The organism is Pseudomonas sp. D5(2026), from assembly GCF_057766845.1.
This window is the reverse complement of record NZ_CM173421.1, coordinates 4677305-4702771: the sequence shown is the minus strand read 5'-3', so window position 1 is coordinate 4702771 and position 25467 is coordinate 4677305. Positions and strand designations below refer to the sequence as shown.

Below are 25467 nucleotides of genomic sequence, written 5' to 3'. Positions count from 1 at the left end.
CTCGCACCTGGTGGAGTGGGAGATCGTACTGGCCGGCATCCTCAGCGTGCCGTTTCCGCTGGCGGCCATGGCCGTCGGGCTGTTCTGTGCGGCCAGGTCCTTCGTCACCGGGGCCATCGCGTGGAGCGATGGCGACCGTTCTGCCGCCTTGCTGTCGTTCGCGGCTGGGGTGGCAGGAACGGTGGCTTCCACGGGGGGCTTGGTACGGCTCGGTGCCGCGCAGAAATACATCACCGTGCTTTCCCGGGCAGAGGTGTCGCAGCCCACGGCCTTCTCGCGTGTGATCGGGCGGCTATGCGATGACTACGGCGATTTGGTGAGCGAGGTGGCGCCCGCCCTTTATGACGGTTTCTCTCAGGAACTGCTCTGGCTGGTCGAGGAGGAAACGCTAGACGTCGAAGCGCAGTGTGGGTTGCCCGCGTAACCCATGCGCCAGCTCACGGTTCGTGCGGCCGTGAGCAGGCGCTGCGCCGCCGGCCCATGTTCATCGGCATGGAAGATCGACGTCGGCCCGACCACGGTCATCACCGCGGCGATCTGCCCCATGGCGTTGAATACCGGCGCCGACAGCGCATCCACCCCCGGCATCAGCAGGCCATGCACATGGTGCAGGCCCTGTTCGCGGATGCCGGCCAGCAGTGTGTGGTAGTCACTGGCGGTTTGTTGCAAAGCGGCCAGTTCCCTGTCGCGCAGTTCCTGGGTTTCTCGCTCGGGCAGGTAAGCGGCGAATACCAGCCCGGTGGACGAGCTGAGCAACGGCAGCACCGAACCGATCTGGGTCACCACGGTGACCGCGCGCACGGCAGGTTCAATGCTTACCACCGTGGCCCCCTGGTTGCCCCACACGGCGATGAAGCAACTTTCGTTGAGTTCATCTCGCAACTGCGACAACGGCATCCCCGCCACCTTGAGTACATCGATGCTGCCCAGCGCCGCCAGCCCCACCCGCAATGCTTCACGCCCCAGCCCGTAATGGTTGGTGGCCGCATCCTGTTCGGCAAAACCACTGGCAATCAGCGCCTGCAGGTAGCGATGCACTTTGCTCGCAGGCATCTGCACGTGTTCGGCCAGGCGCGATAGTGAAGTCGAGGGTGAGAGTTCGGCGAGGGCCTTGAGGATGTCGGTGCCGACTTCCGCCGAGCGGACCTTCTGCTTGCCGGTGTCGGTGGGGGAGTTGGCTTTGGCCATGGGAGGGGAGGTTCCGGATTTATCGTGTCGCCTTTATAGCTTGACGCCTTGAGCGGAGCAAATTACGTTATTCGTAATCTGATTACGATAAAAACAAAATCCGGAGGCATCGATGAACCGCGACACGTCGCCCGACCTTCACTACCTGAGCGGCTTCGGCAACGAATTCGCCAGCGAAGCATTGCCTGGGGCGCTGCCTGTCGGGCAGAACTCCCCGCAGAAGGCCCCGTATGGCCTGTATGCCGAGCTGCTGTCGGGCACGGCGTTCACCATGACCCGTAGCGAGCTGCGCCGTACCTGGCTATACCGCATTCGGCCTTCTGCCTTGCACCCACGCTTCGAGCGCCTGGCGCGCCAGCCGCTCGGCGGGCCCCTGGGTAGCATCAACCCCAACCGCCTGCGCTGGAGCCCGCAGCCGATTGCTGCTGAACCGACCGATTTCATCGAAGGTTGGCTGCCCATGGCTGCCAACGCCGCCGCGGAAAAACCGGCTGGCGTGAGCATCTACATCTACTGCGCCAACCGGTCCATGGAACGGGTGTTCTTCAACGCCGACGGTGAGCTGCTATTGGTGCCGGAACAGGGCCGCCTGCGCATCGCCACCGAACTGGGCCTGATGGAGGTCGAACCGCTGGAAATTGCGGTGATCCCACGTGGCATGAAGTTCCGCGTCGAACTGCTCGACGGCCAGGCACGTGGCTATATCGCGGAAAACCACGGTGCGCCGCTGCGCCTGCCGGACCTGGGCCCGATCGGCAGCAACGGCCTGGCCAACCCCCGCGACTTCCTCACGCCCGTGGCCCGCTACGAAGAAGCCGAAGGCCCGGTGCAACTGGTACAGAAGTTCCTGGGGGAACACTGGGCCTGCGAGCTGCAGCACTCGCCTCTGGACGTTGTGGCCTGGCATGGCAGCAACGTGCCGTACAAGTATGACCTGCGCCGCTTCAACACCATCGGCACGGTCAGCTTCGACCACCCGGATCCCTCGATCTTCACTGTGCTCACCTCGCCCACCAGCGTGCATGGCATGGCCAACATGGACTTCGTGATTTTCCCGCCACGCTGGATGGTGGCCGAGAACACCTTCCGTCCGCCATGGTTCCACCGCAACCTGATGAACGAGTTCATGGGCCTGATCAATGGCGCCTACGACGCCAAGGCCGAGGGCTTCCTGCCGGGTGGTGCCTCGTTGCACGGGGTGATGAGTGCCCATGGCCCCGACGCCGAAACCTGTGAAAAGGCCATTGCCGCCGATCTGGCGCCGCACAAGATCGACAACACCATGGCCTTCATGTTCGAGACCAGCCAGGTGTTGCGCCCGAGCCTGCAAGCCCTTGAGTGCCCGCAATTGCAGGCCGACTACGATAGTTGCTGGGCGACCTTGCCGAGCACCTTCAACCCGAACCGGAGATAACCCATGAACCACACTGCCAATGCCCGTAGTTGGGTCGAGCACGCCAACGGGCACAGCGACTTCCCGCTGCAGAACCTGCCATTGGGCATCTTCAGCCGGCCGGGTGAAGCCAGGCGCTGCGGCGTGGCGATCGGCGACGCGATCCTCGACCTGGAGGCGGTGCTGGCCGCTGGTCTGTTCGATGGGGCGGCCAAGGCCGCCGTTGAAGCCACCCGCGGCGGGTCTTTGAACGCATTCTTCGCTTTGGGCCGCAATGCCCGCGTAGCCCTGCGCGAGCGTTTGCAGGTGCTGCTTGGTGAGCACAGCGAACACCAGGCGGCCTTGAATCCGGCGTTGTTCCCGGCCAGCGACTGCCAGTTGCATGTGCCGGCGCAGATCGGTGACTACACCGATTTCTACGTTGGCATCGAGCATGCGAAGAACGTGGGTAAGCTGTTCCGCCCCGACAACCCACTGTTGCCCAACTACAAGTACGTGCCGATCGGTTATCACGGCCGCGCCTCCACCATCCGCCCGTCCGGCACCGACGTACGCCGGCCCAAGGGCCAGACCCTGCCGGCCGGGCACACCGAGCCGAGCTTCGGCCCTTGCGCTCGCCTGGACTACGAGCTGGAGCTGGGTATCTGGATTGGCCAGGGCAATGACATGGGCCAGGCAATTCCGATAGGCGATGCCGCCGAGCACGTAGCCGGCCTGTGCCTGCTCAACGACTGGTCGGCGCGCGATATCCAGGCTTGGGAATACCAGCCACTGGGGCCGTTCCTGTCCAAGAGCTTCATCACCACCATTTCGCCCTGGGTCGTCACCGCCGAAGCGTTGGAGCCGTTCCGCTGCGCCCAGCCGGCCCGCCCGGAAGGCGACCCCCAGCCACTGTCGTACCTGCTGGATAAGCGCGACCAGGCCAGCGGTGCATTCGATATCGAACTCGAAGTGCTGCTGCTGACCGAGCGCATGCGCGAGCAGGGCATTGCCCCGCACCGCCTGACCCTGAGCAACACCCGCAGCATGTACTGGACCGTGGCGCAGTTGGTGGCGCACCACAGCGTCAACGGCTGCCAGTTGCAGCCGGGTGACCTGTTCGGTTCGGGCACGCTGTCGGGCGCCACGCCGGGTTCGTTCGGTAGCCTGCTGGAGATCACCGAAGGCGGCAAACTGCCGGTCGAGCTGGCCAGCGGCGAGGTGCGTAAATTCCTCGAAGACGGCGACGAAATCATCCTGCGTGCCCGCTGCACACGTGACGGCGTGGCCAGCATCGGTTTCGGTGAATGCCGCGGCACGGTCATCGCAGCCAACTGAGGAGGCAGGGGTATGGAGCTGTACACCTATTACCGTTCCACCTCGTCCTACCGGGTGCGCATTGCCCTGGCACTGAAGGGGCTGGCTTACCAGTCCCTGCCGGTCAACCTGCTGCAGGGTGAGCAGCGCGGCGAGGGCTATGTAGCCGTCAACCCGCAGGGCCGCGTACCGGCCTTGCGCACCGACGGTGGTGAGGTGCTGGTGCAGTCGCCGGCGATCATCGAGTACCTGGAAGAGGTTTATCCACAGCCTGCGTTGCTGCCAGCCACAGCCGAGGCACGGGCCAAGGTACGGGGTGTGGCGGCCATCATTGGCTGCGACATTCATCCGCTGCACAACGTCAGCGTACTCAACCGGCTGCGCCAGGCCGGTCAGGACGAGGGGCAGGTCAACCAGTGGATCGGCCACTGGATCAGCCAAGGGCTCGCGGCAGTGGAGCAACTGATTGGCGATCACGGTTTCTGCTTTGGTGAAACACCTGGGTTGGCGGATGTGTATCTGATCCCGCAGTTGTACGCGGCCGAACGCTTCAACATCGACCTCGGCAGCTTTCCACGCATCCTGCGGGTTGCCGCACTGGCGGCCGCGCACCCGGCGTTCGCCAAGGCCCACCCCGCCCAGCAGCCGGACAGCCCGGCTCAGTGAAGTGAGCGGTTCGCCGCCGGAAGCTTGCCGATTCGCTCGGACAGCTTCAGGCGCTGGACCGGGTCTTCCGTCAGTAGCAACGCATGCTCCAGGTCGAAGCGTTCGGCCTGCGGGCAATCCAGATGATGGTAGAGCGAGGCGCGGGTCATGTAGTCGCTCACCTGCACCGGGCCCAACAGCATGATCCGCTCTGCATCGATCAACGCCGCCAAGTGGTTGTCGTTACTGATGTGCAGCTGGCGCAGGTTGCGTGACAGGCGTTGCAGCATTTGCAGCGGGCTGGCGCTGCGCAGGTGCTCTGCTGTCAGCGCCTGGTGCGGGCCGAACTGGCGCGCCAGCAACTCTCGGCAGTCGCTGGGGTACAGGCGCCGGCCGCCGCAGGGGTCGAGCAGGTGGTCTGCACCCGGCACGCGCAGCAGGAAATGGCCAGGGAAGCCCACACCCTCCAGCGGTATGGACAGGCGCCTGGCCAGTTCCAGAGCGAGGATGGCCAGTGTCAGGGGTTGGCCCCGGCGGCGCTGCAGTACCTTGTCCATCATTGCTGCATGCGGGCGCAAGGGGTGGTATTCATCTTGCTGAAAGCCCAGCGCATTGAGCTGGCGCAGCAGTGGCTGGGCCAGTTCGCATAGTGGAAGCATCGGCAGGTTGGCGCTTATCTCGCGCTGCAGGTCGTGCAGCGCAGCAAGGCTGGCCGCGGGCTCGACACCAGGGTCGTGCTCGGCGGCAATCCACAATGCGGCTTCCAGCAGGTCGACAGGCTCGCGTTCCAGGCAGGCCAGGCAGGCTTGACGTGGCTTCATGGGGCATCTCCACACACGCTTGAGTATTAGCCGTGGCGCGCGGTTTCGTCCAGTGGTCCGGCGGCGGCGTCAACGCCGAGGCCGTGCCTATACTGAAAGGAGCACCTCGTAGGGGAGCCGGTCGATGTTCGCGCTGATGCAAAGCACCCGTACCCAGTCACTGCACTTGTTCAATGACCCGCCTACGGGCCTGAAAGCCGTTGTGGCAATCCACAGTGAGCAGTTGGGCCCGGCCATGGGTGGGTGCCGTTACCTGCCTTACGCCGATGACGAAAGCGCCATGACCGACGCTATTCGCCTGGCTCAGGGCATGAGCTACAAGGCAGCACTGGCCGGCTTGCCGATGGGGGGTGGCAAAGCGGTGATCATGCGCAACCCCCATGTGGAAAACCGCGCCGCGCTGTTCGAAGCCTTTGGCCGCTTCATCGATACCTTGAATGGGCGCTTCATCATTGCCGTGGACAGTGGCACCTCCACCTTGGACATGGACTGCATTGCCCACAGCACTCCCTATGTGACCAGCACCACTGCCTCGGGCGACCCATCGCCGCATGCGGCGATGGGGGTATTCGCAGGCATACGTGCCACTACCTCGTTCCGGCTGGGCAGCGATGACCTGAGAGGCTTGCGGGTAGCGGTGCAGGGGTTGGGCAATGTCGGTTATGCACTGGCGGAGCAATTGCATGCGGTGGGCGCGGAACTGCTGGTCAGCGACCTGGACCCGGGGCGGGTGCGGCTGGCGATGGAGCAGTTCGATGCCAAACCGGTGACCAACGATGCGTTGATCAGTACCCCTTGCGATATTTTTGCACCCTGCGGCGTGGGCCCGGTACTGAACGGGCAGAGTGTGATGCAACTGCGTTGTGCGGCAGTGGCGGGGGCAGCCAACAACCAGCTGACTACCTTGCAGGTGGCAGACCAACTGGAGTCGCGCGGCATATTGTATGCACCTGACTACGTGATCAATGCCGGTGGGCTGATCTATGTGGCACTCACCCACCGTGGCGAAGACCAGCGCACAATTACTGCGCACCTGGCGCGGATCCCTTCACGGCTGACTGAAGTGTTTGGCCATGCGCAGGCGGAAAAGCGTTCGCCGGCAAGGGTGGCGCAGATGTTGGCGGAGCGGTTGTTATATGGCTGAAGTTGATGATGGTGTTGCTGACCACTTCGCGGGCAAACCCGCTCCCGCACCTTCAGATCACTCGGCAGCAGCATCCTCAAGCAACTCGGCCAACGCATCCGGCTGGCTTTTGAACGCCCGGGCGAACACGTCACGGTTCTTTGCCATGTAGATACCGGCTTCCTCGACCTGCTGCTCAGTCAGCGACGGCACCGCCTTGTGCAGTACTTCTGCCAGGCGCTCGGCCAGTTCGAGCATTTTGTCGTGACGGTCTGCTTCGGCCTTATCCATGAACAAGCGCTCCGGGTCGCGGCTGCTGCGGTACACCACTTCGACGGCCATTCATCACCTCTATGCCTTTTTGCTGGTTGTGTTGCGATTTACTGTATCTATATACAGTAATGGCAATGCTGGTTGGTGCGCAAGCAGAAATTGTAGCGTGGTATAGACCGGGCGAATGCGGTGGCGGCTGCGACGGTGAATGGCGGGGGGATATTGGCCGGCAGGTCCGGCCTATTCGCGGGTGAACCCGCTCCTACGGGGGCGTTAACGGCTGGATTTTGCGTCAGGCACGTGATCGCAAGGAAAGCAGTCTGGCTCAAGGCATGCGCTGTAGATGTAGATGCTTTGTTGGCGGTCAAGCTTTTCTGTGGGGGGCTACGGCCGATTGTGTCAGGGCGGCAAGGCGCCTGCCTTGGTTTTTGCGGTGTTGCGTAGATCGAGCGCCGCCCGCGCGGCGCATCGCGAGCAAGCTCGCTCCTACATTTGTTTCGGGCCAATTATTCCTGGCGCAGACGCGCACGTCCCCTTGGCGCTCACCTCGATATCGTGGGGGACAAACAGGGCGGTCGCGCGCGTAGGCACAGGCGATACTGGCCCGAAACAAATGTAGGAGCGAGCTTGCTCGCGATGCGCCGCGCGGGCGGCGCTCGATCTCACAGGCGCTGAAACTGCTGCGGCAAACACATAGAGGCCTTCACCAAACCTGAAGCGAAATCCTCACGGCTTCATACCCAACTCGGCATCATCCATCAGCGCCTTGGCCATGGCACTCAGATAATGGGCCGCCCAGATCATCATGGGCCTCTCCTCCATCAGGCCTGTGATGGTCAACTCCCGCACATAGCCCATCAATTCCGACGACTGCTCGCGGGCGTCCCTGCAGGGGATGCCGGGCTCGATGCGGAACAGTGGATGGGTGCTGTTTTCGCCTTGATAGAAAGTGGTCTTGCCGACGGTGAATTGGGTGTCTTCTGTTGTCATTGTTCAATCCCCTGAAGTTTCTCTAGTGCCTGGGCCGACCCTTTCGCGGGCATGCCCGCTCCCACAGGCTCCCACAGGTACTGTGCAAGTCTTCAAGACTGTGGTGATCCTGTGGGAGCCCGCGAAGAGGCCGGCCCTCCCGGCGCATTAACCAGCCTTAGTGCGAAGTCCTGTGCTCAGCGGGCATCTGCACCTGAACCAGTGCCGACTCAAGCAGAGCCCGCAGCGCCTCCAGTTCATGCATCGAGGTCATCATCAGGATCGAAACCGGTGACTTGGGCTGAAGCAGCAACGCCTGATGCACCACGGTAGCTGCGCACAACGCGTAGTCGGTGGCCTGGATCAGGGTGTCTTCGAGGGAATGGGGGTATGGGGTGGATCGGGAACTATTTTCAGCATGGTGAAGGCCTGTTCAAAGTTGGGGCCACCACCTCCTGCTGTCAAACAATGAGGCGGCAGCTGTACATGGGTTGACAGACCGGTGAACAGAACCAAAAGCCGGCGCACACGAGGTGCCCCATGACAGCTGCCATAAAGGCAAAGCCATGTGGTTAGTTCAGGGCGGCCTGTCAAAGCCGATCGCTGACTGGCAGCGACGACCCCAGACTAGTGCGCATGCCCGAACGCCACAATGGCAGGGAGTATCTTTGGGAAATGCCCTACAAGGAAGGGGCTAAATCTGATTTTTCCCCAAGCACGGCCGTGCATTTCTGCAATGCGCCATGCCTCAAGGTGCCTTGCGGCAATCGGTCGCCTTCCAAGACAGGGGCTTGGCCCTTTAACTGCATGGCACAAGCGTCACATCAGCGACGCATCATCCTTAAAGACGTATCGGGGAATGGAACATCGTGAACATCAAATGGGCAGAAAAACTGCGCAAGGGCCTGCACGGCTCGGCCGACTCGCTGGGCAACCTGTGCGTTGAGGCGTTCCATTACCTGGCGCTGTTCGGCATTGGCGCCATCACCGCCTACGCGGCAGTCGTGACGTTCCTGGACATGCTGGGCAAGGGCGGGATCAGTGTCGATGACATCCTGCTGTTGTTCATCTACCTGGAGCTGGGGGCGATGGTGGGGATCTACTTCAAGACCAACCACATGCCGATCCGCTTCCTGCTGTACGTGGCAATCACCGCGCTCACTCGCCTGCTGATCGGCGATGTTTCGCACCACAAGGCACCGGACGAAGGGCTGCTGTACCTGTGCGGCGGCATCCTGCTGCTGGCGTTCTCGATCCTGGTGGTGCGCTACGCTTCGTACCGCTACCCCTCGACCAAGGTGCTGGACGCCAATGGCAAGGCAGTGGAGGAGGGCAAGTAGCCCTCAGTTGGCCAGGTCCAGGGGCATGGAAATGCCACCAGGACGTGGGTAGCTTCGATTTCTATTACCGAGGCTTCTGAAAATCGACAGAGCGCGCGTCACCCCAAAGTGCCGCGCCCCGTTCCCAAAGCCCGGAGATTCTCTGGCTTGTGGCTTTTTAATATCGCGCCAGGTGGCGTGTAACCCACAAGGTCCAAGGCCTGCACACGGTTGACACCGTGACCCACAAGCCTATTTACTCGGCAGCTCTCAAGGATGGCAACCTAGCACGTGGATTGAAACCTGACGTGCGTTTTCAGGGAGATGCTGATGATCAGGGCAGGTCATGACGCTGTCGCGAGCCTGTCCGAACTTGGCGAACAGGGGTTATCCTTCATGTTCGAAGCGGCCAGGTTCGGCGACGAGATATCGCACACCAGCGCGCTGGGGGGGCGTCCTGATCGGGGCCGCCCTGGGGATTACGCTGGTGGCCACGGTGGCGATCGCCACGTTAAAGCCACTGACCAGGGCCGCGAAGTCCCGTTCGTGACCCTGCAACCGGGGTATCGCATCTACCAACCCTGTTCTTCTTCGGCGAAGTGTCAGACACCGACACCGAATTGCGCCGTAACGTATCGAGAACGTCCTCGGCCACTTTCTGCTCTTCAGCCGCATGCCCGACGGCACGCTGACCGACATCAGCGCTACCGGTGGCACCCGTGTGCACCTGCACTGCGACAACCCGCTGGGTCGCCTGACCAACCTCAAGCACGTGGTGAACAACGAAGCGGTGGAAACGCTCACCCAATACCGCTACGACGAACACGGCCAGCTATTCAGCGTTCCGCGAGAGAAAGCCTGAAAATAATACGTTTGTAGTGGATGCGATCACTGGGAGGCCTTTGTGAGTGGTTCCAATTATTACGTTTTGCGCTACAACCCACAGGAAAGTGGCTGTCCAATCGTGTTGTCAGGTTTTTTTAATTGTAATGAATTTGAATGGGATCCGTTTGAGTCAAATCCGCTGGAATTAAATATAGCGAAACAATATGTTTTGCAATTGTCCGGGCTAGAAATGGAGTTGTCGGATCTGGAGTTTGATTACTACAGCATCGGTGATACTTTTGTTTCCAGGGAATTTTTAGCGGTTTGCGATAAGGTTGGAGGGAAGTATAAGGCTATTCCCTTGCAAATAACCTATAAGGAGCAGTGTAGGCAAGGGGACTTTTTCATTTTTCTTCCTGGTGAAAGTTTAGCGGCTATGGATAAGGTTGAGTCGGTGTTCGAAACATCCAAGGATCTGGAAACCGGTCTCGAAATTGAAAGTAACATTTATACGGGGGGTATGAATATTGATGCTATAAGTAGGTTTGTGGTTTCCCCGGAGCTGCAGTCGGATATTTTTAGATGCCAAGAAACCTTGGAATTGTTTTGTAGTGAGAGGTTCAAGTCAGCGGCAACTGGCTTGAAGGGTGTTTCGTTTGAAAAAGTTGATGATAATTATTCGTATGATACATGGGCTGAATTGAGCGATATTTGAAGGTTGTAAGGGTCTTATGCAAGGGGCTAGGGGGACTCCGAACAATTACTCAGTAATCCGCAATAAACCACGTGCTGACCTGCTCGAATGACTTCCATAGGAGCTGACCTAGGGTAGTGCACTGGACTGTGAATACGACCCGCTCAACTACCTGACAGATCATGTGCGCCTACCGGATGGGCGCCTGAACTAACTGAACTTGGATGGCCGACGAGGTGTTTTAACTCAACGTCCAGATGTTATGGCTGCTGATGTTAACGGGAAGTTCATGATCGGACTTGTATCCAATGCAGGTATGGGCAAAGAGCTTCCTGCGCTTACATCGCGTAATGAAACGGCAATGAGTAACTTGCCTCTTGGTAAGCAAAACGAGATCTTGGTGTCAGAGCATCCATATAGTGCCTCTGATATGAAGGATATGTTTGATGATTTTATTACTGGAATATGGGTCATTTTATGTCCATTTCGTTAGCTTTGTACGGTATTGAGGGCGTCACCCCTAGACTGGCTCTGAAATTTGCCAAACACTATTTTGCTTGTCTGCATTTGTCGATAACGGGTGCGGCTTATCTTAAATACTTGAACGATGGGGATCATGTCGGTGACCATGATTTAGTAATGGTAGAAATAGCCGAGCTCGAAGAGAAAATAAACAACGGTATTGCTACGGCTTTTAGGGTATACAACGAGGCAGCAGGTGCTATCCCATGGTCTGCATCCTTCGGTTACACTACGAATGATTTTGGCGGCTTTTATCATTTTGATGGTCAGTGCTCTGGTGATCTTATTGAATTAAAGGGCATGATAAGTTTTATTAAAGACGTGTGTGCTGATATTGCTGTGCCGTATGGGATGATCTATAAGTGCGAAAAAGTAAGTAAAGCATTTAGTTATGCGGCTGGCAATAATATGGTCACGATGTATTCGTATGAAAATTCGTCGGCGTTCAAGAAGGAAGTTCCCGGCAGATTTCAGGGGCGAGAGCGCTATAAAGAGCATCTATTGCGAATGGTCTATCCCGTTAACGTAATAAGTAATAAGCATTTAGAGATCGACGTTGGGGGCGTGGTGCTGAAAGACTGGATTGGTGAGAGTGTGGGGCGAGGAAAACTCGAAGCTTTAACTTCTTCTACGTGGTTGTGGTATGTAGAGGCTGATCAGCTTGAAGACGTAAATAAGTCTCTGGGTGAGGCAGGTATTCTAATTTCGTGGAAAAAAATGGAAGGCAGAAAGCGGTTTTGAGTTATGTAGAGTAAAGTTTGGTGGCTGCTATTTCGGCGTGATGTCGTAGGTGCAGTTGCTCCTGCTTTCTGTAAAGGTATGTTTCAATAATGTGTCATGAGCGGGTGATCGTTAAAAATGGAAGGAGCGATTGCGGGGCTGTAGTCGCCCCAATTTACCGATATACCACATCGATGATTATCGAAGTGAACTTCAAATCCAAGTACTTATAGTGCAATGACGACGCACAGATCGAGCGTTTTTGATCGTTGTGACAGACGCGCTTGACCAGCCCGCGTCGCTGGAACGCAAGCCGGACGGTGAATTAGAAGCGTATTGAATGGTTCATGCGGATAAATATTGGAGAGTGCAATGAGTGATATTGAAATTGCGCTGAAAGAGCTGAGCGCCGTACATGCAAAGTATAATCTTTCTGGGCGGTTTTTTGCGTCGAATGATGTATCTGTTCGCTGGCCTGCAGAACTTCCACACTCTACTGAACTTGATGTTTTTTATAATGGGTACGAGCCGGACGGGGTTAAAATCGAGACTGGCCTTACGCCTCTGAAACTATTTGACATGGTAGCGCTAAGACAGGCACAGATTGGGGTAGTTATGCGCCGTTGGCGCGGATTGATCAAGTTGAATACCACGCAGCATCTTGGAAGTGGGACCGTTGAATCATATAGTGGTACGGTAGCTAAGTTGAAGCTTGATAATGAAAATGCTCGCGGTAAATAACTTGGTGACAAAGGAGCCCTGCACGATGCAATATTTTACGTCTTTAGGTATCGGTGAGTTATGAGTTCAGAGGTTCGGTTGTATTTTGAAAGTGTTTTGCAAGAAGAGCTAAGGGGCGTTGCCTCAAAGTTTGGTGGTGTGGTGGTGTCAAAGAATAAGCTGAAATTTAAATATAATAAAAAGAATGTGGCTGAGCTGTTCTTGGATTATCTCGCGCGCGTAGATTCTTATGTGCTTGCTGGGATAGTTTTTGGGGGGGGCTCTTTGAGTACGCGTCAAAATTCACGCCTCCTTACAAAAGTAATTTATTAAGTGATGGCTGTTTTTCTTTCATCTCGTCAGGTGAGCAGAGTAAACGGTTCAGTGGTGAGTTTGGAGGAGCGATAAGGACGCCGGCTCCTGTTCTGGTGGGTGAAGTTTGTACTCATATTCGGCTTGTTCTGGAGGAGTTCTATGTCCCCCAAATGTTAGCCGCTATCGTGCCGACAGATAGGACTATAAGTGACGTTGTCTTGTCACCAGGTGACTACTCATATCCCGCTGTATTGATACATTGTGCTGCTAAGTTGGGTGGGTTGGCTGGGAATGAGGTTAAAATAAAAGAGGCGATGTCCTCAAAGAAGATTGTAAAGTGCAAGGCCTACGATGTTCCGTTGCTCGGCGGGCTTTTGTAATGCTTTTGTAGCGGCTTTTTGAGGATGACTGGCTGCGCATTTAGGTATTAATGCAGGAAATTGGCTTAGAGAGGGTGGGCTTGGATGAGAATTGGCTCTTTGGATGATCTGAAGTGCAAGATTCAGCAAGATGGTTTTTTTGAAGATGTTGTATCAAGTGTGAATGATTGGAATGAAGCATTAGATAGGCGTGATGACGATGTCTTCGACTCCGTATGGAGCGATGCATTTGAGGAATTAAAAAACCTTGAGTACTCATCTGAAAGCGATGAAAAGGCTGTAAATGAGATTCGAGAGTATGTCTTTAAGAAAATATATGGGTTGGTTCTTAATCCGGATGCTGCAGGATACATTTCGGATGATATAGGGTTGGTGGCTGAGTCGATATCTAAGTTATGCAGTATTGAATGGGTGGAAAAGTTATTTGATATTTATTGTGCTGGAGAATTTCCTAATTAACGAGTTTTTGAGACTTTACGCGTTTTTTTCGTTGAACATCGGAGTGTGGAGGAGCAGGCTAGCGTGATTCTGGTTAGATGATATTTTCGTGCTTTCCGAGTTATTGCCTGCCTTTTATGGTGGGGAGACGCCTGGGCAAAGGCCTGCTACTTTCATACGGATCAGATCGGTACGCCGTTGGAGCTGACGGACAGTGATGGTAAGTTCGTTTGGCAAGCGACTTATTGGCCATGGGGAGCATGTTAATGAAGCTGATTGAGCCTGTTGATAATTATCCTGAAAAATATTGGCTTTCCTATGATCATGTATTCAGCATAGATCACCTGAGTTTTCAAGAGTGTAAATTAATTTCGGGCTCTGATTTGCCGGTTCAGCTTTCACTCAAGAAAAAGTCAGCTTGAGCGCATTTAGGAAGTATGACTATCTTTTCAGTGATGGGCCAGACATTATAACGTCTGACCTTGTCAATATTTTTCTTGGCATGGGGCTTGAAGATGAGATTCAGTTTGTCCCTGCACGTGTTGTGATCAATGGCGATGTGCATAATGATTATTATGCAGTGAATTATTTGGCATCAGAAGGCGCTTTTGATATGGAAGAGTGCATTTATAAGCCGTTAATAAAGTCATTGCCTGGCGGGCCTAAAAAATTCAGTAGGATCGTTCTGCAGGATATCGAACCAACTCATTCGATTTTTCGCGCGCTGGAAAGCATGTCACGCATTGTCGTGTCGAATCGGGTAGCTGAGTCACTTCAGGATAAGTCTGTGATTGGTATTTGTTTTGTTGAAGGTCGGGATGATATGTGAGTTTGTGTTTTGGGCATTTTCGGATGTATTAAGGGGCTTGACGTATGGTGACTGTAGAGGATGTACGCGTTTGGGTGAATGATAGAGCATGCGGTGACTTGTTGAGTTTTGTGGCTAAAAAATGCCGTTAAATTTTTAATATGATTCGGTTTCTGATGTTGTTTTGCAGTTTGATGCTAATAAGCTGAATTTGGCGAAGCTGGAGTGGGCCTGCTTGGCCACTGTCGCTCGAGAGGCCAAGGCAAACTATTAGAGAAAATGCTTGGCATCATCAGGAAAATATGAAGACGATACCGGAAGCGCCTAGAAAAACACAACAGGCTTACGTTGTCGGGTGGTGTTAAAAATATGAAATGAAGCTGTTAATAGGATAGAAAAATGCCTGTAGTTTACAAAGCTGGTTTGACTGATGCTGAGATAAACTCACTTGAGGCAGCAGTTAATGTTGCCTTGCCTGTTGCGTATAGAAATATATTGGCACGCATGAATGGTTTTTATTTGACTGAGCCTGACTTTGGGCAGTTGCCGTTGAAGTCTGTTCAAGACGGGCGCGTGAGTTTTGATCGTCTGTTTGGGGTTATACCTGGAGAGGAATGTAATGATCTTATTAGCTTTAATCATGAGTTCATTTCTGAGCTGGCATTTGTTGATGGCGTTTTGGCGATTGGGGAAGATGGGGGAGGGAATCCTTACGTGATTGTTACTGAGTCCGGGCGAGAAGGGGTTTATTATTGGGATAGGACCCACTTACATGACTCTGACTCTATTAATAAATATGATATAGCGGAGCAAGGTGATAGCGGTCACCTTTATAAAGTGGCACAAGGTATTGATGAGTTTTATTCTTTGATTTTAGCGTCGCTGCCCGATGAGGTTGAAATGGTGGAAGAAAATTGAGGCGGGTGGTGATGGAGTGGCACGTTGACCCACAATGTGACATTGATATAAATGATAAGCGTAATGGGATTTGGCTACCGGATACAACCGCTGCGGCTCACAAAGGTACGGGCGTGCTCGGCAAAGGATATAAGTAATATATATTTGATAAGCTTTCCGTAACCAATGGCCGAAAGGGGTTCCTGAACGCATTTTTCGAGCGTAAGCAGTCGCTGTTTGAGGGTGTTTCATTTAAAACGATTAGGTAGATCTATGCTGATAGAAGATTTGAAGCGTTTTAAAGATGAGGTTGTCAAGAAAGCTGAGGACGCTTCCTTTGTTTTGGCTTCTGATACGAATTGTGCCAAAGCTTCGAGTGTTAAGTGGTCGAAAGGGGGCGGTATTTCTTTTATTCCTTATGAGTTGGAAATGTCGGGTATAAAACCCAGCAGGCTGTCCGCAAAGGAGCCTGTAAGTAAAAAAAATATAAACAAATATTATTATGTGGAGGGGCAGTTAAATAAGGTAGATGTCTACAATGCAAAGGGTGAAATCCATGGGTTCGAATATTTTTTCTATGATGATAGGCGAGCGTATTCACTTAAAATGAATCGGCACGGCGAACGTTTGTGGCTCAAGGTAATTGATATAGAGCAAGGGGAGGTACGTAAAGCTTGCAGGATTGATTTTGACTCGGAATTTTGGACGCTAGGTTACGAGTGGAGTGAAGGGCGTCTCCAGGAGATTCTGACGTTTTCGTCTAACAGTTTGCCTGGCATCAAGATATATCCAGTTTTTGAGGAAAAGAATCTTGTTGGCTTATTTACTTTGCGTGGTGAAGAGAGAATATATGTTTATGATGAGCGGTAAGTTCTAGGTCGCTAAATCGTGACGGCTAATGTTCGGTAATCACGGGTTCGGGATAAGTGCCGGGGTGTTTTTGTAATATTGATGCAGCCCGTTATTTGATCAGTTATGAGGTTGGGGTGAGCCTGATAATATGGGGGTGATTCATGAGTGTCGAGTTTTCTGTGGTTACAGATACGGCGACTTTAGCGATATTTGATTTGAAGGCAATTCGCCATAGAGTGAGTGATTCATTTGATTGGTGGAGTATTCAAAGTGATGAAATTTCTGAGATGAATGAGGGTAATATCGCTTTTTTAAATTTAGGTGAGGATGGTAGGTATAAAGTGAAAGTTGAAGACAGTCTATTAGATCCGAGCGGGGGGATTTACTTGAAGGTTCCTTCCGGGCGAGTGTTCGTAGGTGCAGGTGAAGATACTTCCGGAGGGGGGCTGGAGCCTGATGGCTCGAGTACAATACAAGGCGAGTTTCTTAGTCTCGAAGCAGGTAGCTATTATATGAGTTACAAGGTCGAGAGTGGAGTGATCTGCTTGGCTTTCTCGTCCAGTAGCAAGTTTAGTAATGATCTTACAGACTCGATAAGGCTTGCTATTTAGTTCCTGAAGTGGTTTGAGGTTTTTGGGTTTTAGGAAAGTGCTCTTTAACAGCTGGGATATGAGTAGTTGACGAAAGACGTCAGTCTGGCTCAAAGGTTGGCGGGAGTTGCATAATTATTTGTTGAATTGGTTCATAAAACAAATTAAATCCGCATGAGCAGGTTTACCTGGTGTGCACCGAAGCGGTGGAAACGCTCACCCAGTACCGCTACCCCTCAACCAAGGTGCTGGACGCCAACGGCAAGGCAGTGGAGAAGGGCAAATAGCCCTCATTTGGCAACCAAATGGCGCGGTTCGTGGCGGGCGTCACGGGTCAGCGCGGCCAGCACTTGCAGGGGGTTCTGGCTGAGTTCGATCGCAAGGCCCAGGCGGATGCTGTCGATCACCCGCTGCAGGCGCACCGGGTCGTTGCGTTGGGCCTGGGTGATGAGGCGCTTGGCGACCACGCCGGCGTCGTCGGACAGGGTCAGCATGATGCTGCCGTCAAGGTTGGTAATGCTCAGGTTCACCCGGTATTCGGGGGCGAATGCAGCACTGATTCGTTCGAATGGGTTATTCATGGTCTTGCTTCTGCGTTGAGTGAATGCAGAGGTTGACCGGGACGTTCGCACGTTGGTTCAGCGCCATTGATCGGCACAAACGAAAACGCCCGGCTCCAGGCCGGGCGTTTTGCTATGCCGATCAGGCGTCTGGGTCACTCAGTTCCAAGGCGCCGCGCTTGCTGCGCAGCTTGCCGTAGAAGTGCTCCAGCGCGTGATTGAGCTTGGTGGCGGCACCGTCGACTGCCTGGTCCAGAGAACTGGCGGTGTGGGTCACGGAAATCGGTTGGTGGCCTTTCGGGCGAGCCTCCATCTGGCAGCGTTTGTCATGCGGTCCGGGCTTGACGCCGTTCTCGTCGCGCAGGTGAACCTCGATGCGGGTGAGGTCTTCTTCGTAACGTTCCAGCGAGTTCTGCAGTGTGCTGCGGACCCACTGGTCGAGCCGGGCGTTACCGTCGAAATCGTTGCTGCTGTTGACCTGGATTTGCATGATTCAATCCTTATTCAGCTTGCTCGCATGGAGACGCGCCTAGGCCCTTGAGACCCTTGGAATTTCTGCGCCTCTTGACTCTAAGGTCAGGCAAGCGCGAGACGAATTCAAGCCCTTTTGGAAAATAAATTTCTTGTTGCAGATTGGCGGACTGCGACGCGCCGCTATCGCGGTCAAGCAGGTAGATAGTCCTGAGCTTTGATTATGAGAATTGAAATCATTATTATTGTAATCTCGAAAACGCCCGGACCCCGTCATGACGCGCAAAATCGCCGGCCTCCCGCTCAGCTATCACCTGGCCGTGACATCCCGTAGCTTCGCCGCGCTGCTGGGCGGTTATCTGCTGGCGTCCCTCGCGAGCGTCTGTATTGCCTTGCTGGCCCCACTGCCAAAGGTCGATGCCACGCTCATCGGCCTGCTGCTGTCGTTCGTCTTCTACCTGCTGGCGTTCATCTGGTGTTTTGCCTGCCGCAGCGCCTTTCGCGCCTGGTTGGGCGTATTGGCGCCAAGCCTGCTGCTGAGCGTGATCAGCGGCGTTGCCTACTGGATGAAAAACGCATGAAAGAAGGCTTCCGCCAGGCCATGGCCTGGCTGCACACCTGGACTGGCCTGATCTTCGGCTGGCTGTTGTTCGCCATCTTCCTTACCGGCACGCTGTCGTACTTCAAGGAAGAAATCACTCATTGGTCACAGCCTGAAGTACGCAGCCATGCTTTGGACCCGATCAATAGCCTGGCAGTCGCTCAACGTTACCTGCAGGACAATGCAGGGCATTCGAGTACCTGGTTCATTCGCATGCCGAACGAACGGGAGGCCGCCTTGAGTGTGGGCTACCGCGACCCCAGTGGCGGCCCGCGTGGCTTCGTCAGAAAAACCCTCGATACCCAGACCGGCCAGCCGGTGGAAGCACGTGACAGCCGCGGTGGTGAGTTCTTCTACCGCTTCCACTTCCAGCTTCAGATGCCTTACCCGGTTGGCCGTTGGCTATCGACGTTCTGCGCGTTCATCATGCTGCTGGGGTTGGTCACCGGCATCATTACCCACAAGAAGATCTTCAAGGAGTTCTTCACCTTCCGCCCTGGCAAGGGGCAGCGCTCCTGGCTGGACGGGCACAACGCCATCGGCGTGCTGGTGCTGCCGTTCCACCTGATGATCAGCTACAGCAGCCTGGTGCTGTTCATGTACATGGTGATGCCGGCGGGCATCATGGCCAGCTACGGCAGTGACACCGGCAAATACTTCAATGACCTGTTTGGCCGCAATGATGCGCCCAAGGCGGCCCAGGTGGCCACGCCGCTGGTAGCGCTGCCGAGCCTTTACGGCAAGGTGCAGGAGCTGCAGCCGGGGGCGCGTATCGGCAACATCCAGGTGCAGAACCCGGGCGACAGCAATGCCCGCGTCACCTTCACGCAATCGGCAGCCGACCACGTGGCTTATCGGCGTAGCGCCAACTGGACATTCGATGGGGCCAGTGGTGCGCTGTTGAGCCAGGGCAAGCCAGAGAGCGGGCTAATGATGACCGCCTTCAGTTTCGCCGGCCTGCACATGGGTAACTTCGCCGGGCCTTGGCTGCGCTGGCTGTATTTCTTCTTTGGCGTGGCCGGTACTGCGGTGATTGGTACCGGGTTGGTCATGTGGTTGGGCAAGCGCCAGCTTAAGCACGCCAAGAGCGGAGCTGTGCCAGGTGAGCTGCGCCTGGTCGAAGTGCTCAATATGGCCAGCATGAGCGGCTTGTTGCTGGCGGTGGCGAGCTTCTTCTGGGCCAACCGCCTGGTGCCCATGGCTGTCGAAGGTCGGGCCGACTGGGAGGTGAATGCTTTCTTCATCGCCTGGGGCCTGTCGCTGGTGCACGCCGTGCTGCGTAGCGGGCGCAAGGCCTGGGGCGAGCAACTGGCGCTGGGTGCGCTGGCCTTCGCCCTGCTGCCGTTGCTCAATGGCCTGACGACGGACCGGGGCTTGAACCATTCGGTACTGGAGGGCGACTGGGCCATGGCCGGCTTCGACCTGACAGCCCTGGGGACCGGCCTGTTTCTGGCTTGGCTGGCCCGCAAGATGCTGGCCAGCCCCACGCCTGTAGCCAAGCGCGCGGCGCGTACGACAAAAAAGCCGAGCATTGAAACGGTGGGGGTGAGCTGATGCTGGGTAACGCACTGATCGCCTTTGCAGGCTTCGTTGCGCTGTGCCTGGCGATGGAAAAGCACTTCAGCGACTTGCTCGGGCGCAAGCCGCACCCCCGCCACTTGCACCTGTTGCGTGTTGCAGGTTGGCTGCTGTTGATGCTGTCGCTGGTGTTCAGCGTGCACCAGCGTGGCTGGGCCCTCGGCTTGGTGGAGTGGACCGCGGTGATGATGGCCGGGGTAACTCTGTGGGTGTTCGGCCTGCCGTACCAGCCTCGTCTGCTGCTGGGCCTGGCCGCCGTCAGCGTGGTGCTGGGCCCGATGCTCGCCGTGCTTGCCGTGTGACCCCCGTGAGCGAGCCAAGGGATATCATCGAGCCTGACGCTGACAGCGCAGGCGGGCGTGCACGTTTCGTCCAGGTGTTCCAGGCCCAGCGTGCGCGTATGGAGGCGTTGGTAAGTCGTCGGGTCGGCTGCCGCGCCACCGCTTCGGACTTGGTCCAGGAGTTGTTCCTGCGTTTCTGGCGTCGCCCCGAGGTCAAGGTCGAGTCGCTGGACACTTACCTGCTGCGTTGCGCTGGCAACCTGGCCATAGACCACCTGCGCAGCGAGAGTAGCCGCGAACGCGTGGCCGAAGCGGCTGTGCCGGTGAGCGAGGCGAGCCTGGCCCAGGCCCCTGAGCAGGCCGTGGAGGTCGACCACGACTTGCAGCGTATCGAGGCCACCTTGCGTGCCTTGCCCGAGCGCACCCGGCAGATCTTCCTGCTCAACCGCATTCACGGCTGCAAGTACAGCGAGATCGCCAAAGCCATGCAGCTGTCACAGAGCGCCGTGGAAAAGCATATGATGCGCGCCCTTGAAGCGTGCAAGGCGAGTGTTGCCGAGCCCGCGTCCACCCCACGCCGGCCAGGGAGCGCCCGTCGATGAGCCGTTTACCGCCGATCACTGAGGCGCAGTTTCAGGCCGCCCTGCAATGGCTCAGCCGGATCAACGAGCAACCCGGGCAAGCCGAAGGGGCGGCATTCAAGCGCTGGTTGCTGGCCGACCCCGCGCACCGCGCAGCTTATGAACAGGCCCAGGTGCTGTGGCAGAAAAGCGCCGCCCCGGCGGCGCGGCTGGCGGACGAAGAACAGGACGCCCTGCAGCGCTACCTCGATGCCATGGCCAGACCACCGGCGCGTGGCGGCTGGCGGCGGGTGGCACGGCTGGCGTTGGCAGCCTGCCTGGTGCTGGCAGTGGGCGTCGCAGGTGGTTGGCACCCGGGGTACTGGTTGCAGGACCTGCAGGCGGACTACAGCAGTGCCGGGCAGATCCGCCAGGTGACCTTGGCCGATCAGTCGCAGGTGACGCTTGATGCAGGTAGCGCCATTGCGGTCGATTTCGCCCAGGGTGAGCGCCGTGTGCGGTTGCTGCATGGTGCGGCGTTCTTCGAGGTTACCCATACCGGTGAGCCGTTCCTGGTGGAAGCTGCCGGCGGTGAAGTGCGGGTGCTCGGCACCCAGTTCGAGGTGCGTGCGCAGGGCGAGGGTGCCCAGGTGACGGTGCGCAGTGGGCGTGTGGGCGTCAGCCCCGCGCAGGGCACTTTGGTGCGAGAACTGACAGCCAACCAGCAGGTGACCTACCGCGCAGGCAGGGTAGGCGACACCTTGGCGGTGGACAGTGACAACCGCCTGGCCTGGCGCCAGGGGTGGCTGAACTATTACCAGGTACCGCTGGCGCAGGTGATCGAAGACCTTGGGCGTTATTACCCAGGGCGCATCCTGTTGCTCGATGGTGACCTGGGGCAGCGCAAGGTCAGCGGCAGCTTCCCGGTGGCCGAGCCGCTGCTGGCGCTGGATTCGCTGGGCAAGGTGATGGGTTTCTCACGGCAGACCGTGTTGGGGCGTTTGACCCTGGTTCGGTAGTTGCCTGTGCCAGCCTCTTCACGGGTAAACCCGCCCCTACAGCGTTGCGCGCCCCCTGTAGGAGCGGGTTTACCCGCGAAGAGGCCGGCACAGCAAAAATATTTCCAGGCACAGGTGAGGTAACAGCACGTGGTATCCGTGTAATGAGTGAAAGTGCGATTGATTCGCAATAATCACCCCTCACAGGTCAGCGTCCATGAAGTTCTCCCCGCGTTGCGTCCCTCTCTGGTTCGGCCTTGCTGCGCTCCCGGCCTTCGCTGTCGCCCCCTTGGCAAGCGCGGCCGAGCAGCTGCAGGCCTATACCTTCGCCCAGCCGGCCCAACCCTTGGCCCAGGCTCTGAACGCCTTCAGCCGTACCGCTGGCCAGAGCGTGGTCTACACCCTCGAGCTGCCGGGCGTGCAAGCGCCGGCGCTGAATGGTCGGTTCAGCGCCGAGCAGGCGCTGCAACAACTGCTGGGCAATGCTGGGCTGGCCTGGCGCCGCGTCGACGCACGTACCTTGACGCTCGAACCTGCAGACACCTCCGGAGCCCTCAACCTGCAGGCCACCACCGTGACCTCGCAACTGGACGACTACAGCTATCAGCCACCGGCCAGCGCTTCGATCATGCGCGGGCAGGGACCGAGCCAGGACATCCCTCAGGCAATCAACGTGGTACCGGCCCAGGTCATCCGCGACCAGGCCCCGCGCAACCTCGATGACGCCCTGGCCAACGTCAGCGGCATTACCCAGGGCAACAACTTCGGCGGCACATCCGACACGGTGATGAAACGTGGCTTCGGCGACAACCGCGACGGCTCGATCATGCGCGATGGCATGCCCGTGGTGCAGGGTCGCAACCTCAATGCCAGCACCGAGCGGGTCGAAGTGCTCAAGGGGCCTGCCTCGCTGCTGTACGGTATCCAGGACCCGGGTGGGGTCATCAACGTGGTCAGCAAGCGTCCGCAGTTGCAGCAGTACAACGCCCTGACCGTGCGCGGCTCGACCTATGGCAGCGGCAAGAACGGCAGTGGTGGCGGGCTCGACAGCACGGGCGCACTGGGCGACAGCAACTTCGCCTACCGCCTGATCGTCGACCACGAAGACGAAGACTACTGGCGCAACTACGGCGTGCACCGCGAATCGCTGGTGGCGCCGTCGCTGGCCTGGCTGGGCGAAGACACCCAGGTGGTGCTGGCCTACGAGCACCGTGAATTTCTCTACCCCTTCGACCGTGGCACCGCGTTCGGCAACAACGGCCACCCGCTGAATATCCCCGCCACACGCCGACTGGACGAGCCGTTCAACGACATGGAAGGGCGCTCCGACCTGTATCGCCTGGAAGTCGACCATCAACTGGCCGATGACTGGAAGCTGCACTTCGGCTACAGCTTCAATCGTGAGACCTACGATGCCAGCCAGGTTCGCGTGACCGGCGTCAACGAAACCCAAGGCACGCTGACACGCAGCATCGACGGCACCCACAATGCCATGAGCCGTGACCAGTTCGTGACCCTGAGCCTCAATGGCAATGTCGAGCTGGCGGGGATGCAGCATGACCTGCTGTTCGGCATCGACCATGAAGACCGCAAGATCTTTCGCGGTGACCTGATCCGCCAGACACCGCAGTCCACGTTCAGTTATCTGGACCCGGTCTACGGACAGGAAGTGGAGGGTTCCAACGTACGCGCCAGCGACAGCGACCAGACCGACAAGCTGCGCACCGATGCGCTGTTCGTGCAGGACGCGCTGCATCTCGATGACCACTGGATCCTTGTAGCAGGAACCCGCTTCCAGCAGTACGACCAGTACGCTGGCCGCGGTCGCCCGTTCCAGGCCAATACCGACAGCAGTGGCCAGGCCTGGGTACCTCACGCCGGTATCGTTTACAAAGTCGACGACCAGCTCTCGTTCTATGGCAGCTACAGCGAGTCGTTCAAGCCCAACTCGACCATCGCGCCGCTGACCGGCAATGTTGTGCTCGACGCCTCGGTGGCACCTGAGGAGGGCAAGGCGTGGGAGCTGGGCGCCAAGCTCGACATGCCGGGCCGTATCACGGGCACCCTGGCGTTGTTCGATATCACCAAACGCAATGTGCTGGTTTCGAACATCGACGCCATCACCCGCGAGACGGTCTACAGCAATGCGGGTGAGGTCAGTTCACGCGGTGTGGAGCTCGACGTGACCGGCCAGCTCAGCGAGCGCTGGAGCCTGATCGGCAGCTATGCACTGACCGATGCCAAAGTAACCAAGGACCCTGATCTTCAAGGCAACCGCCTGCAGAACGTGGCCCGGCACAGTGGCTCGCTGTCGGCGGTGTATGACTTTGGCAGCCTGTTCGGGGGGGACCGGCTGCGCTTCGGTGCCGGGGCACGTTATGTAGGCGAGCGTTCGGGTAACTCGACCAACACCTTCGACCTGCCAAGCTATACCGTTGCCGATGCGTTTGCCACCTACGAGACCCAACTCGACGAACACAACGTGCGCCTGCAACTGAACGTGAAGAACCTGTTCGACAAGGTGTATTACAGCTCGGCGGTGAACCAGTACTTTGTGGCGGTCGGCGATGCGCGGCAGGTAAGTTTGTCGAGCACCTTCGAGTTCTAGGTCATCGGGGGCCGCAGAGCGGACCCGGTTTCAGATGACAAAGGCGCTGCGGTATTCGCCAGGTGTTGCACCCAGGGCCTGCCGAAACCGGTTGCTGAAATGGCTGGCACTGGCAAACCCGCACAACAAGGCAATCTCCCCCAGGGGTAACACGCCCAGCCGCAACAGCTGGCATGCCCGGTGCAGCCGCCGTGCCAGCAGATACTGGTGCGGCGGGAGCCCAAAGCTGGCGCGGAACATGCGCGCGAAGTGGTATTCGGACAAGTTGCAGCGCAGCGCCAGCTCGCCCAGGGTGATGGGCTGGTCCAGGTGTGCCTCGATGTAGTCTGCCAGTTGCCGGCGCAGGTTTGGCGCCAGCCCGCCTTTCAGGCGCAGGCCGTGGCGCAACCCGACCTGGCTGAGCAGCGCATGGTCAACGATCTCGTGCGCCAGGCTGCTGGCCTGCAGGCGCTCGCCGGGTTCGCCCCAATCCAGCTGGATCAATTGACGAAAGCGTGCAGCCTGCTGCGGGTCGTCCAGAAAGGTTGCTTCCTGCAGTTGCAGTTCGCGCGGTTCCCGGTCGAGCAGGCGCACACAGCCCAAGGCGAACTGCGCCTCGCTGACATACAGGTGCGCCAGGCGGATCGCGCCATTGACGACCCAGTTCGATTCCTGCCCGGCCGGCATCACGCACAGCTTGTCGGGTGCACCTTTGTCGGCCGGGCGCTGGCGGCGGAAAGTGCCGGTGCCGTCGGCGATGTAGCACGACAGGGTGTGATGGCTGGGTGCCTGGTAGTCGCGGGCATCGTCACGGTTGCTCCACAACGCCGCCGCCAGGCCGTCGCCCAGGTGCGCGCTCAGCTCCAGCCTGGCGTGGGGCGAGGCATGCATGGCGTTGAACACTTGCAACTGGTTGAGTGGCGTCATTGGCGGGTCCTCTTGCCAACCATCCTACTGTGCACTGGAGCGAGTGACATCTGCCGGTGCAAGAAAAGCGCAAGTTTATGCAAGCAGCCAGAGGCCGATCGAAAGAACACTGGTGA

The 25467-nt window shown here is 57.4% G+C and carries 28 protein-coding genes and 4 pseudogenes; 24 read left to right on the top strand and 8 right to left on the bottom strand.

All coding sequences use genetic code 11. From position 1 onward, the window contains the following. Positions 1–7: 7 nt before the first annotated feature. Positions 8–424, top strand: a pseudogene (locus AC3B5Q_RS21775) (hypothetical protein); the annotation flags it as partial. On the opposite strand, the gene AC3B5Q_RS21770 reads toward AC3B5Q_RS21775, so the two are convergent. Continuing rightward, positions 355–1188: an IclR family transcriptional regulator gene (locus AC3B5Q_RS21770; RefSeq protein WP_021784273.1), complete on the bottom strand. Its 834-nt coding sequence runs from the start codon at positions 1186–1188 to the stop codon at positions 355–357. The pseudogene AC3B5Q_RS21775 and the gene AC3B5Q_RS21770 sit on opposite strands and share 70 nt — an antisense overlap. Before the next feature lie 112 nt (positions 1189–1300). Between AC3B5Q_RS21770 and hmgA the strand changes: the two genes are divergently transcribed. Genes hmgA through maiA form a run of 3 tightly spaced genes read left to right on the top strand, consistent with a single transcriptional unit; the run spans position 1301 to position 4543 of the window. Then, a complete protein-coding gene (gene hmgA, locus AC3B5Q_RS21765; protein WP_021784272.1) occupies positions 1301–2602 on the top strand; it encodes a homogentisate 1,2-dioxygenase in 1302 nt (433 codons plus the stop codon). 3 nt (positions 2603–2605) lie between these two features. Further along, positions 2606–3898, top strand: coding sequence for a fumarylacetoacetase (gene fahA, locus AC3B5Q_RS21760; RefSeq protein ID WP_021784271.1), 1293 nt, complete (start codon positions 2606–2608; stop codon positions 3896–3898). Positions 3899–3910: 12 nt separating this feature from the next. Then, positions 3911–4543: a maleylacetoacetate isomerase gene (gene maiA, locus AC3B5Q_RS21755; RefSeq protein ID WP_103463059.1), complete on the top strand. Its 633-nt coding sequence runs from the start codon at positions 3911–3913 to the stop codon at positions 4541–4543. Here maiA and AC3B5Q_RS21750 read toward each other — a convergent pair. Then, the gene (locus AC3B5Q_RS21750) at positions 4537–5343 is read right to left on the bottom strand and encodes a SirB1 family protein (protein WP_021784269.1); all 807 of its coding nucleotides are present in this window, start codon (positions 5341–5343) and stop codon (positions 4537–4539) included. The genes maiA and AC3B5Q_RS21750 overlap by 7 nt on opposite strands. Before the next feature lie 124 nt (positions 5344–5467). On the opposite strand from AC3B5Q_RS21750, the gene AC3B5Q_RS21745 reads away from it, so the two are divergent. Next, positions 5468–6487 (top strand): Leu/Phe/Val dehydrogenase, encoded by a 1020-nt coding sequence (locus AC3B5Q_RS21745; RefSeq protein ID WP_021784268.1) that lies wholly within the window; start codon positions 5468–5470, stop codon positions 6485–6487. A 57-nt stretch (positions 6488–6544) separates the two neighbouring features. On the opposite strand, the gene AC3B5Q_RS21740 is transcribed toward AC3B5Q_RS21745, so the two are convergent. The 3 genes and pseudogenes from AC3B5Q_RS21740 to AC3B5Q_RS21730 form a co-directional block, all read right to left on the bottom strand. Next, the gene (locus AC3B5Q_RS21740) at positions 6545–6808 is read right to left on the bottom strand and encodes a YebG family protein (protein WP_021784267.1); all 264 of its coding nucleotides are present in this window, start codon (positions 6806–6808) and stop codon (positions 6545–6547) included. A 657-nt stretch (positions 6809–7465) separates the two neighbouring features. After that, positions 7466–7729, bottom strand: a complete 264-nt coding sequence (locus AC3B5Q_RS21735) for a DUF3077 domain-containing protein (protein WP_021784266.1) — start codon at positions 7727–7729, stop codon at positions 7466–7468. A gap of 157 nt (positions 7730–7886) precedes the next feature. After that, positions 7887–8128: pseudogene (locus tag AC3B5Q_RS21730) on the bottom strand (hypothetical protein). A gap of 449 nt (positions 8129–8577) precedes the next feature. Between AC3B5Q_RS21730 and AC3B5Q_RS21725 the strand changes: the two are divergent. From AC3B5Q_RS21725 to AC3B5Q_RS21665, 13 genes and pseudogenes are all read left to right on the top strand, one after another. Beyond that, positions 8578–9048: a phosphate-starvation-inducible protein PsiE gene (locus AC3B5Q_RS21725; RefSeq protein WP_003251685.1), complete on the top strand. Its 471-nt coding sequence runs from the start codon at positions 8578–8580 to the stop codon at positions 9046–9048. Positions 9049–9611: 563 nt separating this feature from the next. Further along, a pseudogene (locus tag AC3B5Q_RS21720) lies at positions 9612–9871 on the top strand (hypothetical protein); the annotation flags it as partial. Positions 9872–9931: 60 nt separating this feature from the next. After that, complete coding sequence (locus AC3B5Q_RS21715) at positions 9932–10567, top strand: hypothetical protein (protein ID WP_028697470.1); 636 nt, start codon at positions 9932–9934, stop codon at positions 10565–10567. A 268-nt stretch (positions 10568–10835) separates the two neighbouring features. Continuing rightward, positions 10836–11039: a hypothetical protein gene (locus tag AC3B5Q_RS21710; RefSeq protein ID WP_135192689.1), complete on the top strand. Its 204-nt coding sequence runs from the start codon at positions 10836–10838 to the stop codon at positions 11037–11039. Then, positions 11024–11809, top strand: a complete 786-nt coding sequence (locus tag AC3B5Q_RS21705) for a hypothetical protein (RefSeq protein ID WP_101196266.1) — start codon at positions 11024–11026, stop codon at positions 11807–11809. The genes AC3B5Q_RS21710 and AC3B5Q_RS21705 overlap by 16 nt, the downstream gene beginning before the upstream one ends. Before the next feature lie 351 nt (positions 11810–12160). Beyond that, positions 12161–12529, top strand: coding sequence for a hypothetical protein (locus AC3B5Q_RS21700; protein WP_135192690.1), 369 nt, complete (start codon positions 12161–12163; stop codon positions 12527–12529). 758 nt (positions 12530–13287) lie between these two features. Then, positions 13288–13662 carry an immunity protein PIM1 family protein gene (locus AC3B5Q_RS21695; protein WP_274101136.1) on the top strand — a complete coding sequence of 125 codons (375 nt, stop codon included), beginning with the start codon at positions 13288–13290 and terminating at the stop codon, positions 13660–13662. A 138-nt stretch (positions 13663–13800) separates the two neighbouring features. Then, positions 13801–13908, top strand: a pseudogene (locus AC3B5Q_RS21690) (RHS domain-containing protein); the annotation flags it as partial. Continuing rightward, positions 13908–14063: a hypothetical protein gene (locus tag AC3B5Q_RS21685; protein ID WP_488392738.1), complete on the top strand. Its 156-nt coding sequence runs from the start codon at positions 13908–13910 to the stop codon at positions 14061–14063. The pseudogene AC3B5Q_RS21690 and the gene AC3B5Q_RS21685, both read left to right, overlap by 1 nt. Then, entirely contained in the window at positions 14060–14470 is a 411-nt protein-coding gene (locus tag AC3B5Q_RS21680; RefSeq protein ID WP_488392737.1) for a hypothetical protein, read from the top strand. Before AC3B5Q_RS21685 ends, AC3B5Q_RS21680 begins: the two co-directional genes overlap by 4 nt. A gap of 378 nt (positions 14471–14848) precedes the next feature. Beyond that, complete coding sequence (locus AC3B5Q_RS21675; RefSeq protein WP_103469452.1) at positions 14849–15367, top strand: SMI1/KNR4 family protein; 519 nt, start codon at positions 14849–14851, stop codon at positions 15365–15367. 252 nt (positions 15368–15619) lie between these two features. Further along, on the top strand, positions 15620–16216 hold the full coding sequence (locus AC3B5Q_RS21670) for a hypothetical protein (RefSeq protein ID WP_021784084.1): 597 nt from the start codon (positions 15620–15622) through the stop codon (positions 16214–16216). A 143-nt stretch (positions 16217–16359) separates the two neighbouring features. Further along, positions 16360–16809: a DUF6386 family protein gene (locus AC3B5Q_RS21665; protein WP_488392736.1), complete on the top strand. Its 450-nt coding sequence runs from the start codon at positions 16360–16362 to the stop codon at positions 16807–16809. A 269-nt stretch (positions 16810–17078) separates the two neighbouring features. On the opposite strand, the gene AC3B5Q_RS21660 is transcribed toward AC3B5Q_RS21665, so the two are convergent. After that, on the bottom strand, positions 17079–17369 hold the full coding sequence (locus AC3B5Q_RS21660; protein ID WP_101196243.1) for a DUF3509 domain-containing protein: 291 nt from the start codon (positions 17367–17369) through the stop codon (positions 17079–17081). A 121-nt stretch (positions 17370–17490) separates the two neighbouring features. After that, positions 17491–17838, bottom strand: coding sequence for an HPF/RaiA family ribosome-associated protein (locus AC3B5Q_RS21655; protein WP_014592331.1), 348 nt, complete (start codon positions 17836–17838; stop codon positions 17491–17493). Positions 17839–18094: 256 nt separating this feature from the next. Here AC3B5Q_RS21655 and AC3B5Q_RS21650 point away from each other — a divergent pair, with 256 nt between their 5' ends. The 6 genes from AC3B5Q_RS21650 (at position 18095) to AC3B5Q_RS21625 (ending at position 24445) form a co-directional block, all read left to right on the top strand. Next, the gene (locus AC3B5Q_RS21650; RefSeq protein ID WP_488392735.1) at positions 18095–18400 is read left to right on the top strand and encodes a DUF3649 domain-containing protein; all 306 of its coding nucleotides are present in this window, start codon (positions 18095–18097) and stop codon (positions 18398–18400) included. Next, positions 18397–19974, top strand: a complete 1578-nt coding sequence (locus AC3B5Q_RS21645; protein ID WP_135192745.1) for a PepSY-associated TM helix domain-containing protein — start codon at positions 18397–18399, stop codon at positions 19972–19974. The genes AC3B5Q_RS21650 and AC3B5Q_RS21645 overlap by 4 nt, the downstream gene beginning before the upstream one ends. After that, a complete protein-coding gene (locus AC3B5Q_RS21640; protein ID WP_021784090.1) occupies positions 19974–20300 on the top strand; it encodes a DUF3325 domain-containing protein in 327 nt (108 codons plus the stop codon). The genes AC3B5Q_RS21645 and AC3B5Q_RS21640 overlap by 1 nt, the downstream gene beginning before the upstream one ends. Before the next feature lie 5 nt (positions 20301–20305). Further along, positions 20306–20881: an RNA polymerase sigma factor gene (locus AC3B5Q_RS21635; protein WP_031322503.1), complete on the top strand. Its 576-nt coding sequence runs from the start codon at positions 20306–20308 to the stop codon at positions 20879–20881. Next, positions 20878–21858 (top strand): FecR family protein, encoded by a 981-nt coding sequence (locus tag AC3B5Q_RS21630; RefSeq protein ID WP_101196241.1) that lies wholly within the window; start codon positions 20878–20880, stop codon positions 21856–21858. Before AC3B5Q_RS21635 ends, AC3B5Q_RS21630 begins: the two co-directional genes overlap by 4 nt. Positions 21859–22054: 196 nt before the next feature. Next, positions 22055–24445: a TonB-dependent siderophore receptor gene (locus tag AC3B5Q_RS21625; RefSeq protein ID WP_021784093.1), complete on the top strand. Its 2391-nt coding sequence runs from the start codon at positions 22055–22057 to the stop codon at positions 24443–24445. Between the two features lie 30 nt (positions 24446–24475). On the opposite strand, the gene AC3B5Q_RS21620 is transcribed toward AC3B5Q_RS21625, so the two are convergent. Next, positions 24476–25351 carry a helix-turn-helix domain-containing protein gene (locus AC3B5Q_RS21620; RefSeq protein ID WP_021784094.1) on the bottom strand — a complete coding sequence of 292 codons (876 nt, stop codon included), beginning with the start codon at positions 25349–25351 and terminating at the stop codon, positions 24476–24478. Positions 25352–25467: the final 116 nt, after the last annotated feature.

Bases quoted from the DNA above. Each gene is read 5' to 3' on its own strand.
- AC3B5Q_RS21655 (WP_014592331.1), bottom strand. From the start codon at position 17,838: ATGCAAATCCAGGTCAACAGCAGCAACGATTTCGACGGTAACGCCCGG.
- hmgA (WP_021784272.1), top strand. From the start codon at position 1,301: ATGAACCGCGACACGTCGCCCGACCTTCACTACCTGAGCGGCTTCGGC.
- AC3B5Q_RS21645 (WP_135192745.1), top strand. From the start codon at position 18,397: ATGAAAGAAGGCTTCCGCCAGGCCATGGCCTGGCTGCACACCTGGACT.
- AC3B5Q_RS21710 (WP_135192689.1), top strand. From the start codon at position 10,836: ATGATCGGACTTGTATCCAATGCAGGTATGGGCAAAGAGCTTCCTGCG.
- AC3B5Q_RS21675 (WP_103469452.1), top strand. From the start codon at position 14,849: ATGCCTGTAGTTTACAAAGCTGGTTTGACTGATGCTGAGATAAACTCA.
- AC3B5Q_RS21705 (WP_101196266.1), top strand. From the start codon at position 11,024: ATGTCCATTTCGTTAGCTTTGTACGGTATTGAGGGCGTCACCCCTAGA.
- AC3B5Q_RS21625 (WP_021784093.1), top strand. From the start codon at position 22,055: ATGAAGTTCTCCCCGCGTTGCGTCCCTCTCTGGTTCGGCCTTGCTGCG.
- AC3B5Q_RS21770 (WP_021784273.1), bottom strand. From the start codon at position 1,188: ATGGCCAAAGCCAACTCCCCCACCGACACCGGCAAGCAGAAGGTCCGC.
- AC3B5Q_RS21660 (WP_101196243.1), bottom strand. From the start codon at position 17,369: ATGAATAACCCATTCGAACGAATCAGTGCTGCATTCGCCCCCGAATAC.
- AC3B5Q_RS21670 (WP_021784084.1), top strand. From the start codon at position 15,620: ATGCTGATAGAAGATTTGAAGCGTTTTAAAGATGAGGTTGTCAAGAAA.
- AC3B5Q_RS21740 (WP_021784267.1), bottom strand. From the start codon at position 6,808: ATGGCCGTCGAAGTGGTGTACCGCAGCAGCCGCGACCCGGAGCGCTTG.
- AC3B5Q_RS21700 (WP_135192690.1), top strand. From the start codon at position 12,161: ATGAGTGATATTGAAATTGCGCTGAAAGAGCTGAGCGCCGTACATGCA.
- AC3B5Q_RS21750 (WP_021784269.1), bottom strand. From the start codon at position 5,343: ATGAAGCCACGTCAAGCCTGCCTGGCCTGCCTGGAACGCGAGCCTGTC.
- maiA (WP_103463059.1), top strand. From the start codon at position 3,911: ATGGAGCTGTACACCTATTACCGTTCCACCTCGTCCTACCGGGTGCGC.
- AC3B5Q_RS21735 (WP_021784266.1), bottom strand. From the start codon at position 7,729: ATGACAACAGAAGACACCCAATTCACCGTCGGCAAGACCACTTTCTAT.
- AC3B5Q_RS21685 (WP_488392738.1), top strand. From the start codon at position 13,908: ATGAAGCTGATTGAGCCTGTTGATAATTATCCTGAAAAATATTGGCTT.
- AC3B5Q_RS21620 (WP_021784094.1), bottom strand. From the start codon at position 25,351: ATGACGCCACTCAACCAGTTGCAAGTGTTCAACGCCATGCATGCCTCG.
- AC3B5Q_RS21650 (WP_488392735.1), top strand. From the start codon at position 18,095: ATGACGCGCAAAATCGCCGGCCTCCCGCTCAGCTATCACCTGGCCGTG.
- AC3B5Q_RS21695 (WP_274101136.1), top strand. From the start codon at position 13,288: ATGAGAATTGGCTCTTTGGATGATCTGAAGTGCAAGATTCAGCAAGAT.
- fahA (WP_021784271.1), top strand. From the start codon at position 2,606: ATGAACCACACTGCCAATGCCCGTAGTTGGGTCGAGCACGCCAACGGG.
- AC3B5Q_RS21745 (WP_021784268.1), top strand. From the start codon at position 5,468: ATGTTCGCGCTGATGCAAAGCACCCGTACCCAGTCACTGCACTTGTTC.
- AC3B5Q_RS21630 (WP_101196241.1), top strand. From the start codon at position 20,878: ATGAGCCGTTTACCGCCGATCACTGAGGCGCAGTTTCAGGCCGCCCTG.
- AC3B5Q_RS21665 (WP_488392736.1), top strand. From the start codon at position 16,360: ATGAGTGTCGAGTTTTCTGTGGTTACAGATACGGCGACTTTAGCGATA.
- AC3B5Q_RS21640 (WP_021784090.1), top strand. From the start codon at position 19,974: ATGCTGGGTAACGCACTGATCGCCTTTGCAGGCTTCGTTGCGCTGTGC.